Source organism: Pseudomonas sp. B21-051 (assembly GCF_024748795.1).
Lineage (GTDB): Bacteria > Pseudomonadota > Gammaproteobacteria > Pseudomonadales > Pseudomonadaceae > Aquipseudomonas > Aquipseudomonas putida_A.
In genome coordinates this window covers 2,761,580-2,773,809 of the sequence record NZ_CP087166.1, presented here as the reverse complement: position 1 = coordinate 2,773,809, position 12,230 = coordinate 2,761,580, and the positions used below count along the sequence as shown (strand labels likewise).

The following is a 12,230-nucleotide window of genomic DNA, read 5'->3' as shown; positions in this document are numbered from 1 at the left end:
CGCAGCCCGCGGGCTGTTTGCTGCCTCTCAACGGTTTGTCTGAACGGAGGTGTTCCATGTCCGAAAAAGAGTCCATCACCACCCTCCTCACCCTGCTCGACTCCCGTCAGGCTCGCCTGGCGGCGGCCTGCAAGGAAATCGCCGACTGGGTCGATCATCAAGGCGGCCATCCGACTGCCCTGCGCATCCGCGATCGACTGAACGACATCGAAAAAGACACTCCGCTGATCCGCAGCACCCTGTCGTCGCTACAACCGGTCGAGCGGCCACTGCCACGTTTCAGATGACTGCACAGCGATAATCGACAGTCTCCGGGCGTACCATTGGGCCGATCCGGCGAACGCCTGTGGTCGTGGAAGGTCAAAACCTGTACACGTCACTCAGGAGACGGTTCATGGTTATCCATTTCAAAACAGACGGACACCTGGCTTGTGGTCACAAGGGCGATAACCTTGCCTCAAGCCTGGAACTCAATCGCGTCAAATGCCGCAGCTGCCGCAACACCGACGCCTACAAAGAAGCACGTAAGACCCAGCGCAATGCCGCACGCCGCGCAGCGCGCCACACCAAGGCTGATCACGGTGCGTCGAACTGGCGTTCGGAGTGGATCGAACGCCTTACCGCGCTGGCCGGGCCGCAGCGCCTGCCAAGGGGCTTTTTCGGGCAAGCGTTCGTATAACCGATCGATGTCGTGTTTTTAGACCATCACTCGACGTGAATTGCCACGAATTCACCGCTCGAATCCAACAATGCCCTGGCCTTATCGTCAGGGCTTTTTGTTGAAAACACCGGTTCGAGCAGTCCGTAGCCCTGAGTCAAGCTTGCAAATAGCCAACGCGCCCTCATAACCAGAACCGTATCCACAGTCACCGAGAGGCAAAAAATCATGACCGGACAAACCGAAACCGCGATTCTCGCCGGGGGCTGCTTCTGGGGCATGCAGGACCTGCTGCGGCGTTATCCCGGCGTGTTGCAGACGCGAGTCGGCTACAGCGGCGGCGATGTACCGAATGCCACCTACCGCAACCACGGCAACCACGCCGAAGCCATCGAGATCGTTTTCGACCCGGCCGTGATCAGCTACCGGCAGATCCTCGAGTTCTTCTTCCAGATCCACGATCCGAGTACGCCCAACCGTCAAGGCAACGATCTCGGCCCCAGCTATCGTTCGGCGATTTATTATCTCAACGAACAACAACGTGACATCGCCGAAGACACTGCTGCGGATGTCGACGCTTCCGGGCTGTGGCCGGGACGCGTGGTCACCGAAATCGCACCGGCGGGTCCCTTCTGGGAAGCTGAACCTGAGCACCAGGACTACCTGGAGCGGATCCCGAATGGCTACACCTGCCACTTCGTCCGTCCGAACTGGAAACTACCCAAGCGTGGCTGAAATACACCTGCGTAATCACTCCACGCACAGCGCTGGCCTTAACTGAAGGCCGGCGCTCGCGCACCTCTGGAATCGATCATTTTGGTGAGCCCTCCGTAGCACAGTTCAAGCGCCCGAGGATGAACATACGTTCATCGCAAGCATGGCTCAAAGCGTCTAGCCTGCGGGTTCCAACATAGTGCCTACAGGAGTACCCCACCATGTTCTCGCACGAAAGCCTCCCGCTGATTGCCATTTTCATCATCTTGCTGCTGTGCGTACTTGCGGCATTTTTGCACCCGGTACATGCATTCTTCAGCTGGCTGCGCAGGCGCAAGGAACGATCAAACGCCCAGGCTGCAAAAGAGGTTGATTCGCACTGAATGTGTTCCCTCAACTGGCCCGGATCTGTCCGGGCTATTTGTTTCTGGCTGAACAGCAGATACAAAAAAGCCCAGCGCGGGGCTGGGCCTGATTTTTCGTCAACGTTAAAAACATCCAGGCTTTTTAGCCACGAGAGTGCAACTCAAGTGACTTACGCAAAGCTCCTCTCGTGCTCGCTTTCATGGACATAAACCCATGAAATTCCGGATGGCGAGGCCTGGTCGACGCGCATCAGCGCCGAATCGACTTTCTTCTTGGTAATCCCCTCTTTGACAAGGTCGAAGACGGCCAGGAAGCAGTCCCCGGGAAGCGCTGTGATCGAGAGGTTGGTGATGTGTGATTCAGGGCTTCCAGCACGCTTGCCATACAAGCCCCAAAGTCGCTCCCAATAGTCCGCCCGGCTCATGATCTGTCCATCGGTGAGTACCACACGGAAGTCATTCGCCAACGCATCGTACAAGGGCTTGATGGCGCCTTCCGACTGGGAAGACATACCGCGCGACCACGGAAAGAAGAGATTGTACCAACGGTACACCTCGGCTTCGACGAGAGCGGTTTTATCGGTTGCTGCGTGCACTTGATTGATTGCCATCGGTGTTCTCCTTAACACGTCAAAAATGGCGGGGCTGGCGTGACAGACAAGCCGTCTGAATGCCCATCGCCTGAGCGATGTACCGCGCCTTGATCAAGATCCATCCTGATATCAACGCCATCGGGTCAAGCTCAAATACTTACTCAATGTCTTTGATATCTTCGACCAAGCCACAAACGTAGACGCTTGCAGGATTGGCTGCATCGAGAAGTGACCAACGGTCTCTGCGCGCAGGAAAAAGAAGGGATAGGAGGAATTGACGAGGCGCCAGTTAAAAATGGCGATCCGAAACAAACAAGGGTTTGCCTCAGCTTTCGCTCGCAAACCCTTGATTTTAGATGGTGCCCGAAGCCGGAATCGAACCGGCACGCCCTTACGAGCGGGGGATTTTAAGTCCCATGCGTCTACCAGTTTCGCCATTCGGGCGGTAGCGCTGTTGTAGTGCTCAAATCAATCGACCAGGGAATCTGTCTGTGTTGAGCCTTTGAAGCAGAGCGGGAAATATATACATCACGTCCCGGTGAAGCAAGTTCACAGTGGCTGATTTCAAGACTTAATCTTGCAGCGCACTGAAAATAAAAAAGCTCCGTAAATCATGGATCTACGGAGCTTGTTTATAGTGGAGGCCGAGGTCGGAATCGAACCGGCGTAGGTGGATTTGCAATCCACTGCATAACCATTTTGCTACTCGGCCTCAAACGATCGCTGTTTAGTAGCACAACAACAACCGCGTACAAACCTGGAGCGGGAAACGAGACTCGAACTCGCGACCCCGACCTTGGCAAGGTCGTGCTCTACCAACTGAGCTATTCCCGCTTGGTGTGGCGCATTCTATAGATTTCAGATGCCCCGTCAACCCTTTGATTCAAAAAAGTTTTATTTCTTTTCAACGTCGGTTTTCAGATGCGGCCAGGCGGCACGCAGGTATTGAACCATCGACCACAATGTCAGGCCTGCCGAGATCATCAGCAAGGAGTAGCCCAGCAAGACCCAGAAGCTGAAATCGCGGGGATTGGCCAGCAGGATCACCAGCGCCAGCATCTGCGCTGCGGTTTTCCACTTGCCGAGATTGGAAACTGCTACATGAGCGCGGGCACCGAGTTCGGCCATCCACTCACGCAAGGCCGATACGACAATCTCGCGGCCGATGATGACGGCTGCGGGAAGTGTCAGCCACAAATTGCCGTGTTCCTGGACCAGCAGTACCAAAGCGACTGCCACCATCAGTTTGTCGGCAACCGGATCGAGAAACGCGCCGAACGGCGTGCTTTGTTCAAGGCGGCGGGCCAGATAGCCATCCAGCCAGTCAGTTGCCGCCGCAAAGGCGAATACCGAAGCGGAGGCCATGTAGCTCCACTGGTAAGGCAGGTAAAACAGCAAAATGAAGATCGGGATGAGCAGGACGCGGAGAACGGTAATCAGATTAGGGATATTCATCGGCACAACTGGCTACGAGGTGAGTTGGCATTCTACTCGCTATGCAGGTTTGCATAAATCGACTCTGCGAGCTTTTTACTGATCCCCGGTGCTTTGGCGATCTCTTCGATGCTTGCACGAGACAGCTCCTGCAATCCACCAAAATGTTTCAACAAGTCCCGACGTCGGGTCGGCCCGACACCCGCAACGCCTTCCAGCGTCGAGGTGCGGCGGGTCTTGCCGCGCCGCGCACGGTGGCCGGTAATTGCGAAGCGGTGAGCTTCGTCACGAATCTGCTGAATCAGGTGCAGTGCCGGTGAATCACCACGCAGGGTGAACTCATGGGCGGCATCATTAAGATACAAAGTTTCAAAGCCGGCCTTGCGTGTTGCGCCCTTGGCCACACCCAGCAGGATCAGATCCGGCACTGCCAGCTCGTTGAGCACGTCACGGGCCATCGACAATTGTCCCTTGCCACCGTCCACCAGCAGAATGTCCGGCAGCTTGCCCTCCCCGTCCTTCAGTTTGCTGAAGCGCCGAGTCAACGCCTGGTGCATGGCCGCATAGTCATCGCCCGCGGTGATGCCTTCAATGTTGTAACGACGATAGTCGGATTTGATCGCGCCTTCCGGGCCGAACACGACACAGGATGCGACGGTGGCCTCACCACTGGAGTGACTGATGTCATAGCACTCAAGACGCTGCGGCGGCTCATCCAGGTTCAGCACTTCAGCCAGCGCATCGAAGCGCGCAGCCGTGTGTTGACGGTTGGCCAGGCGTGCGCCCAGCGCTTGCTCGGCATTGGTGACCGCCAACTGCTGCCAGCGCGCCCGAGTGCCACGCACCCGAAGGCTGACGGTCAATTCACGACCGCGCAACTCGTGGATGGCTTCGATCAAGGCCGTGGCATCTTCAGGCACCACGTTGACGATCAGTTCGCTCGGCAAGTCGCGCTCCGGACTGCTGATGTAGTACTGACCGAGGAACGCCGCCATGACTTCGGCAACTTCCTCCTCGATACCCACCTGCGGAAAAAAGTTCTTGCTGCCCAATACACGACCGCCACGCACGCTGATCAAATGAACGCAAGCGCCGCCCGGGTTGACGAAGGCTGCAATGACATCGATGTCGCCCGTGCCGCCTTCCATGCTTTGCTGATCCTGGACCCGGCGCAGCAAGGCAATCTGGTCACGCAACTCGGCGGCGCGCTCGAACTCCAGATTGATCGCCGCCTCTTCCATCGCGGTTGACAACTCATTGGTCAGAGCGTGACTGCGCCCCTCGAGAAACATCACTGAATGGCGCACATCCTCGGCGTAGACCTCAGGTTCCACCAGGCCGACACAAGGCGCCTTGCAACGCTTGATCTGATATTGAAGACACGGGCGCGTGCGATTCTTGTAGTAACTGTCTTCGCACTGACGGACGAAAAAGGTCTTTTGCAAGAGGCTGAGACTTTCGCGAATCGCCCCGGCGCTCGGGTACGGGCCGAAATACTTGCCCTTGGCCTTCTTCGCGCCACGGTGGATGCTCAGACGTGGGAATTGGCCATCAGACAGAAAGACATAGGGATAGGACTTATCGTCGCGCAACAGAATGTTGTACGGCGGCCGCCACTCCTTGATCAGCGTCTGTTCAAGCAGCAACGCCTCGGTTTCGTTGGCGGTGATGGTCGTTTCGACCTGCGCGATACGCCCGACCAGCGCAGCGGTTTTCGGCGCCAGCCCGGTCTTGCGAAAATAGCTGGCAAGGCGCTTCTTGAGGTTCTTGGCCTTGCCGACATACAGCAGGCGCGCCTCGCTGTCGAACATGCGATAGACGCCGGGACGCCCACTGACTGTCGCCAGAAAGGCGCCGGAATCGAATGTTTCAGTCATGATCAGGCGCTGGCATCAACCATGCCGTGGCGTACTGCCAACAGCGTCAGCTCTACGTCGCTGCTGATCGACAGCTTTTCGAAGATCCGATAGCGATATGTGTTCACCGTTTTCGGCGACAAGCAGAGTTTATCGGAGATGATCTGCACCTTTTGGCAGCCGACAATCATCAACGCAATCTGGATTTCCCGTTCAGACAAGGCGTCGAAAGGTGAATCGTTGGTTGGCTGGAACGATTTGATCGCCAGTTGCTGGGCAATCTGCGGGCTGATGTAACGCTGCCCGGCAAATACCAGGCGAATCGCCTGAACCATCTCCGGCAACCCAGCGCCCTTGGTCAGGTAGCCGGCGGCGCCTGCCTGCAACAGACGTGTAGGAAACGGATCCTCCTCACACACCGTGACAGCGACAACCTTGATGTCCGGATGACTGCGCAACAGCTTGCGCGTAGCCTCGAGACCACCGATACCGGGCATCTTGACGTCCATCAGGACCACATCGGGTTTCAACTCACGAGCCTTGATCAGGGACTCTTCCCCGGACTCGGCCTGTCCAACCACCTGCAAGCCATCGATATCGGCCAGCATCCGTGTAATGCCTGTACGAACGAGATCATGGTCATCGACCACTAGCACCCTAATCAAGCAGACACCTCGCGATATGGTCTTATTGGGATGCCCGACACCTTAGCAAAAAGTGCCGGTCAGACCTAGCGGCAAGCGTCATTTAAAAAGTTTCAATTCATCATCGAGGGCTTGCCGGCCGTGGGTTTCAGAGCACAGGTGTACCGAAATCGAGCTGCATCCTCAGGAAACACTCGTCCTCGCCGCATACCTTGAAGCCTTTTCTCTCATACAGACTTTGTGCCGGATTATTTTTGAATACTGTCAATCGCAGTGCCGGGAGTTTTTCGCTGCAAGCCAGAGCGACAACCTGATCAATCGCCCAGGATCCTGCGCCCTGCCTGCGAGAGGCCCCGGCTATTTGCAGCTCGCGTATGTACAAGGCCCGGCGATCGCGACTGAGACTGAAAAAACCCACAGGAATTTCAGCAAGAAGGATCAGCCAGCTGTCACGGCCATCCCAGGCAACGTCGAACGCTTGGTCTTGCCACAGCAGATCGTGGCCAATGTAATAGCGCAGCATGTTCTGGCACGTCAGCTCTCGGGCGAACGCCCGATCTGCCGGTTCGGCGCGACGCAACCGGTAAGTCATTGCCCCGCCGCCACGGGTATTACCCGCCCCTGCCACTCGCCGGCATCACGCCGGGCAATAACCAACACTTCACCCGACCCTTGCGCAGCCACCACCAGCGATCCGCTTTCAGACCAGACTGCACTGCGCCCCGCCGATTGCCATCCACCCGTGAGTCCGGCGTGATTGGCCATCAGCACCGCCATTGAGTGGTTTTGGGCATAGCCCTGCAGTATTGCGCTATCCACGCCATAACCTTTCTCGCCAATCAGCACGCCTGCTGCGTACAGGTCAGCGCCAAACTCGGCAGCCGCTGCCGCGTGACTGGCGCGGGAAAAGTCAGCGCAAACCGCCAGCGCGACGGTATCGCCGCCTATGCGCAAGGACGAACCACCAGCACCTGGGGCGTAGAAGAGCTCTTCGCCACTGTGCAGATGTTGTTTGCTGTAAACCTCAAGAGAACCATCCCTGCCTAATGTCAGCGCGCCGATCAATACCTTCGAACTGTCCTTATGGCGAATCGGCATGCCGACGACAGCGGTGAGAACCAGCTCGCGAGCGCAATCGCGCAACGGTTGCAGCACAGCATCCTGCGGATCGATTGCCAGGTCTGCGGCCATCTGGCCTTCGTAGCCTGTCAGCGACAGTTCCGGGAACACCAGCAGCTCGACGCCCTGCTCCGCCGCCACGGCCATGAAGCGCAAATGACGGGCGATGTTCGCCGCCAGATCACCGGCAACGGAAAACGATTGGGCTGCTGCGATGGTGAACGTCGCCATTATTCATCCTTGGGGTTGCGCAAAATCTCAGTGTGTCACAACGTCTGAGGCACTAGAACGATAGGTAACGCCTTGAATGAGCGATAGCAATTTCTGATTGCTCAGGCGTACGGGCCTCTAGTAAGCTCGGCGCATTCATCGGAGACAGATCATGTTCAACGCCCTCTCACAGCTTCGTTCCGCCAGCGTCCTGCGCTCGGTTGCGGCTGTCCGGGCGAATGGCGTTTGCGCTCCAGCGAGCTTTTATTTTGGGTATTGGTTTAGCCACTGGCGCGCCTGATACCCACACGGCGCCCATGAAAACGGGTCGCCTACCAGAGAATTCTCAACCCCCGGTCGGCCTCCCGACCGGGGGTTTTGCTTTTTCAGGCCCGAATTTTTCAGCAACACACCAGACACTTTGAGGAATCAACACATGAACTACGCCACTTATTACCGTTACGACACTTTTACAGCCTGGCGATTTAGCAGCCTCCGCTCGGGACAGCCTGCCGCCTCCGATCGGTCACCCACAGGTGGCAAGCACACACACGCAGCCAATCCGGCCAATTGTCGAACACCCCAGTAGGGCCGAGTGAGCGGGAAGCACCCGCCGCCAGCCCAGGAATCCCGAATATGAACTCGTCTGTTTCTGCTCTGCCACTGACCACCCTTGATTCTGCCAACGAAGCACTGACCCTGCGCCTGCCCAGCGCGTTGCAGCTCAAACAGCAATTGCCCCTAAGCAATGCCCTCGCCCAGCAAGTCGCAGCCCACCGCCAGGCGGTTCGCGCGATTCTCAATGGCGAAGACCATCGCCTGCTGGTCGTCGTCGGCCCTTGCTCGATTCATGACCCGCGCTCCGCACTCGAATACGCCGAAAAACTTTCCCGGCTGGCCCATGAGGTCAGCGACGAGATGCTGCTGGTAATGCGCGCCTACATCGAAAAACCCCGCACCACCGTTGGCTGGAAAGGTCTGGCCTACGACCCGCATCTGGACGGCAGCGATGACATGGCTGCCGGCCTGACCCTGTCGCGCGAATTGATGATCGAGATGATCCGTCTGGGCCTGCCCATCGCCACCGAGCTGCTACAGCCGATGGCCGCCGGCTACTTCGACGATCTGCTCAGCTGGGTTGCCATCGGTGCACGCACCACCGAATCGCAGATCCACCGGGAAATGGCCAGCGGCCTGAACATGCCTGTTGGCTTCAAGAACGGCACCGACGGTGGCGTAACCGTAGCCGTCGATGCCATGCGCTCGGCAGCCCACCCGCATCGACACTTTGGCGTCGACAGTCAAGGGCACCCGGCGATCATTCAGACACCGGGCAACCCCGATACGCACCTGGTACTGCGCGGTGGTCATCAAGGCCCCAACTACGATCGCGAAAGCGTCGCCCGGGTACATGCAGACCTGAACCGCCTGAAGATTCCTAGCCGCATCATGGTCGACTGCAGCCACGCCAACAGCGGCAAGGACCCATTGCGCCAGCCCGACGTGTTCAACGCGGTTCTCGAACAACGCCTGCTGGGCGATCGTTCCTTGATCGGCATGATGATTGAGTCCCATCTGTTCGAGGGCTGCCAGCCTTTGAGCCCTGCCCTGCGTTATGGCATATCGGTCACCGATGGTTGCCTGGGGTTCAGCGCGACGGAGCAGTTGCTGTCGAATGCCGCCAAGCGACTTCGAGCCTGATGAACCGAGCAGCCTTTGCGGGCTTATCAAAATCCCGCAAAGGCTGAATCATTGCTCAGCCTTCACCACCGGGTTATGCCCGCACCCGAATGCGGGTTATCTCGGAAGCCTGGCTGACATCATCCAGCCGCTCCACCGAATACGACACCTGCACCACAGTTTCCCGATGTTCCCGCCAGAAACGGTAAGGCACGATGAATACCAAGGGCTGGCCTGCAGTTTCCCGGGTGATGTCCCGGTCATCGCGATGACTGAAATACTCACCATCGCATTTCAAGTAAACCAGCTCCCCCTGCTCGGCCTGAGCATTGCCGATCACCACGGTAATGCCATCCTCGGCATCTGCTACCTCCAGCTCACCATCTTGCGCTTCCAGTACCTGCGGAGCTGCGAGATCGCCTCGCATCAATGGCGCGATCAGAATTCGCGAGCTTGCAGAGTTCCTCACCTGCGCCGACCTTGATTCCACCCGGTAGCTGACGCTCACCTCCTGCATACGATGAGGGGCGATGCGATCTGCGGGTATCCAGAAAGACAGCGCTTCGCCGACAGCAAACTGCTCCACGAGCAACACATCATTGATCACCGGCAGTCCCTCAACCCCTTGCCACGACAGTGTGACCCGGTCCCCGACAGCCATCCGGGCGTAAGGTCGCACGATAACGCCAGTGCCCTGCGGAACACGGGCTGGATCGAGCGTCCCGCCCACCGTCTCTTCAAGAATCGGAGCCAGCAGATCGGGTTCCGGATCACCCACATTCAGCTGCAAACGACTGGATGACACCGGCTTTGCCAGCGCAGCGCTGTACAGCGTCCAGTAAAGCTCAAGCGAGCCGCGCTCCAGCGCTGCAATATGCAAACCCTTTACGACAAAGACGAGTTCCTGACCCACCTGGCTTTCACTGACCGCACGTGTGGTTTCGTGAATATAGGGCGATCCTTCGTCATCCAGTCCTTGCCAGCTCAGTACAAGTTTGTCGCCGCACAACATGTTCGGGTAAGGCGCCACCCTGACGAATGCGTTGTCCAGTGAGGGATCAAGCATTCCGCCCTCCATGACCTCGAGCATCGGAGCAGGCAGCCGCGAGTCTGGGGAGGATGCCGCTGCAGGCGCGAGTCGATAGCAGAATTCGAAGTTTTCGCCGTCCACCTTCAAACTCAGAAGACCGCGGCCAGCGGACTCATCCACTACAGGCAAGATATTTGACGCTGGCGCCACAGAAGAGCCGCCATTGGCTTCGTATATAGACATTCGTAGCTCCATTCCTTGGATAAAAACGCCGCCATTAAGGCAGCGTCGAACGAAATCCATTGAACACCATCCAGCGATCGGCGGAAGTCAGCACAACGCCTTCCATCGGCAGGGTAAATACACCGCATGACGTAGGCTTACGAAGCAGAATCCAGCGATACCGGGCAAAAGATTGCCAAATGTTCCGACTACCCTCTCAAGCAGAAGCGAATATTCGTACCGCTTTTGGTCCAGTTTCCTTTCAGTACCGAGGAGTTTTCAGACATCGCCGACCCGCAGGCCTGTTTTACAGTGGCACGCATAAACCACTGACAAGCATCTGCAAAAGAGGCAGGAACATGCAACGGAATGCGACAACCCGCTACCCCATCCTTTTGGTCCATGGCCTGTTCGGGTTTGACCGTATCGGCCATTTCGAGCTTTTTCATGATGTCAAGCAAGCCCTGAGGGAAGCAGGCGGGCAAGTGTTTGTGCCGCAGGTGTCCGCAACCCATGACAACGAAGTTCGCGGCCAGCAATTGATGTTCCAGATCGAACGCGTTCTGCTAGGCACCGGCGCCGGTAAAGTCAACCTGATCGGACATAGCCAGGGCGCGCTGGCATGCCGTTATGCCGCTGCGCTCGCGCCGGAGAAAGTCGCCTCGGTGACATCGGTCAGCGGCCCCAATCACGGCTCGGAACTGGCTGACGCCTTACGCCTGGCGCTGATTCCGGGGGGCCTGCCGGAGCAGGTGGCGGAGCACGCTGCGACACAGTTTGCGCGATTCCTATCGCTGCTCAGCGGTCAACCGGGTCTGCCGCAGAACGCCGTAGCCGCACTCAATGCCCTGACGACTGCGGACGTCGGGCAATTCAACCAAAAATACCCGCAAGGCCTGCCTGCGACCTGGGGCGGTCAGGGTGCGGAGCGGGTCAACGGCGTTCACTATTATTCCTGGAGCGGCACGCTGCAAGACGATTTGCTACAGACACTCGATCCAGTGCATGCCGTCTGCCGGGCATTGGCGGGCCATTTTGTCACCGAGGCCGGGCAGAATGATGGTTTCGTCGGCCGCTACAGCTCACATCTGGGCCGGGTCATCCGCTCCGACTACCCCCTCAATCATCTCGCCAGCCTGCGTCGGCCAGACGGCTTGAGCAAACCCGGTCTTGATTCCATCGGACTCTATGTCGAGCACGCGATGCGCCTGAAGGCCGCGCAACTGTAGATGTGCGTCAATGTACCAAGTGGAACTTTGCCGAGAAATCGCTTACTGAATCCGGTAGGCTCCACACTTTACTGAAATAGATTGGAGAATTTCCCCATGGCTAAAGCCACTGCCCGCCACATCCTGGTTTCCAGCGAAGACAAGTGCAACGAACTCAAGGCCCAGATCGAAGGCGGTGCTGATTTCGCCGAAGTCGCCAAGGCCAACTCCACCTGCCCGTCCAGCCGTCAGGGCGGCGACCTGGGTTCGTTCGGTCCTGGCCAGATGGTCAAGGAATTCGACACCGTGGTCTTCAGCGCACCGATCAACGTCGTGCAAGGTCCGGTGAAGACCCAGTTCGGTTATCACCTGCTTGAAGTCACCAGCCGTCAGGACTGATCCCGCGTCCGGTCTGCTGTGCAACGGCCCGCCTTTTGGTGGGCCGTTGTGTTTTGGTTACAGGATACGGCTGGCGACTGACGCGCCGCTCGCGTACA

14 protein-coding genes and 3 tRNA genes are annotated in these 12,230 nt (G+C 57.8%); 7 read left to right on the top strand and 10 right to left on the bottom strand.

What is annotated here, in order from left to right:
- Nucleotides 1-56: 56 nt before the first annotated feature.
- The 4 genes from LOY52_RS12380 (at nucleotide 57) to LOY52_RS12365 (ending at nucleotide 1,755) form a co-directional block, all read left to right on the top strand.
- Nucleotides 57-287, top strand: coding sequence for a hypothetical protein (locus LOY52_RS12380; RefSeq protein WP_007964939.1), 231 nt, complete (start codon nucleotides 57-59; stop codon nucleotides 285-287).
- 107 nt (nucleotides 288-394) lie between these two features.
- Nucleotides 395-679 carry a hypothetical protein gene (locus tag LOY52_RS12375; protein ID WP_027612677.1) on the top strand — a complete coding sequence of 95 codons (285 nt, stop codon included), beginning with the start codon at nucleotides 395-397 and terminating at the stop codon, nucleotides 677-679.
- Between the two features lie 207 nt (nucleotides 680-886).
- Entirely contained in the window at nucleotides 887-1,393 is a 507-nt protein-coding gene (gene msrA, locus LOY52_RS12370) for a peptide-methionine (S)-S-oxide reductase MsrA (RefSeq protein WP_258679661.1), read from the top strand.
- A gap of 200 nt (nucleotides 1,394-1,593) precedes the next feature.
- Entirely contained in the window at nucleotides 1,594-1,755 is a 162-nt protein-coding gene (locus tag LOY52_RS12365) for a hypothetical protein (RefSeq protein ID WP_258679660.1), read from the top strand.
- 152 nt (nucleotides 1,756-1,907) lie between these two features.
- Here LOY52_RS12365 and LOY52_RS12360 read toward each other — a convergent pair whose 3' ends face one another.
- The 9 genes from LOY52_RS12360 to LOY52_RS12320 form a co-directional block, all read right to left on the bottom strand.
- Complete coding sequence (locus LOY52_RS12360; protein ID WP_258679659.1) at nucleotides 1,908-2,348, bottom strand: hypothetical protein; 441 nt, start codon at nucleotides 2,346-2,348, stop codon at nucleotides 1,908-1,910.
- A 339-nt stretch (nucleotides 2,349-2,687) separates the two neighbouring features.
- Nucleotides 2,688-2,774 (bottom strand) — tRNA-Leu (locus LOY52_RS12355).
- Nucleotides 2,775-2,968: 194 nt separating this feature from the next.
- Nucleotides 2,969-3,042, bottom strand: a tRNA-Cys gene (locus LOY52_RS12350).
- Between the two features lie 46 nt (nucleotides 3,043-3,088).
- Nucleotides 3,089-3,164, bottom strand: a tRNA-Gly gene (locus LOY52_RS12345).
- 60 nt (nucleotides 3,165-3,224) lie between these two features.
- Nucleotides 3,225-3,785, bottom strand: coding sequence for a CDP-diacylglycerol--glycerol-3-phosphate 3-phosphatidyltransferase (gene pgsA, locus LOY52_RS12340; RefSeq protein ID WP_007965084.1), 561 nt, complete (start codon nucleotides 3,783-3,785; stop codon nucleotides 3,225-3,227).
- A 32-nt stretch (nucleotides 3,786-3,817) separates the two neighbouring features.
- Entirely contained in the window at nucleotides 3,818-5,641 is a 1,824-nt protein-coding gene (gene uvrC / locus LOY52_RS12335) for an excinuclease ABC subunit UvrC (RefSeq protein WP_258679658.1), read from the bottom strand.
- Nucleotides 5,642-5,643: 2 nt separating this feature from the next.
- Nucleotides 5,644-6,285, bottom strand: a complete 642-nt coding sequence (uvrY, locus tag LOY52_RS12330; protein ID WP_024012761.1) for a UvrY/SirA/GacA family response regulator transcription factor — start codon at nucleotides 6,283-6,285, stop codon at nucleotides 5,644-5,646.
- A 127-nt stretch (nucleotides 6,286-6,412) separates the two neighbouring features.
- The gene (locus LOY52_RS12325; RefSeq protein WP_258679657.1) at nucleotides 6,413-6,856 is read right to left on the bottom strand and encodes an N-acetyltransferase; all 444 of its coding nucleotides are present in this window, start codon (nucleotides 6,854-6,856) and stop codon (nucleotides 6,413-6,415) included.
- Nucleotides 6,853-7,614, bottom strand: coding sequence for a carbon-nitrogen hydrolase family protein (locus tag LOY52_RS12320; protein WP_258679656.1), 762 nt, complete (start codon nucleotides 7,612-7,614; stop codon nucleotides 6,853-6,855). Before LOY52_RS12320 ends, LOY52_RS12325 begins: the two co-directional genes overlap by 4 nt.
- Before the next feature lie 615 nt (nucleotides 7,615-8,229).
- On the opposite strand from LOY52_RS12320, the gene LOY52_RS12315 reads away from it, so the two are divergent.
- Nucleotides 8,230-9,294, top strand: coding sequence for a 3-deoxy-7-phosphoheptulonate synthase (locus LOY52_RS12315; protein ID WP_258679655.1), 1,065 nt, complete (start codon nucleotides 8,230-8,232; stop codon nucleotides 9,292-9,294).
- A 73-nt stretch (nucleotides 9,295-9,367) separates the two neighbouring features.
- Here the strand turns inward: LOY52_RS12315 and LOY52_RS12310 are convergent, their stop codons facing one another.
- Nucleotides 9,368-10,546 carry a hypothetical protein gene (locus LOY52_RS12310; protein WP_258679654.1) on the bottom strand — a complete coding sequence of 393 codons (1,179 nt, stop codon included), beginning with the start codon at nucleotides 10,544-10,546 and terminating at the stop codon, nucleotides 9,368-9,370.
- Nucleotides 10,547-10,884: 338 nt separating this feature from the next.
- On the opposite strand from LOY52_RS12310, the gene LOY52_RS12305 reads away from it, so the two are divergent.
- Together LOY52_RS12305 and LOY52_RS12300 are read left to right on the top strand one after the other, a co-directional pair.
- Nucleotides 10,885-11,754: a triacylglycerol lipase gene (locus tag LOY52_RS12305; RefSeq protein ID WP_258679653.1), complete on the top strand. Its 870-nt coding sequence runs from the start codon at nucleotides 10,885-10,887 to the stop codon at nucleotides 11,752-11,754.
- A 96-nt stretch (nucleotides 11,755-11,850) separates the two neighbouring features.
- On the top strand, nucleotides 11,851-12,132 hold the full coding sequence (locus LOY52_RS12300; RefSeq protein ID WP_007912303.1) for a peptidylprolyl isomerase: 282 nt from the start codon (nucleotides 11,851-11,853) through the stop codon (nucleotides 12,130-12,132).
- Nucleotides 12,133-12,230 lie beyond the last annotated feature (98 nt).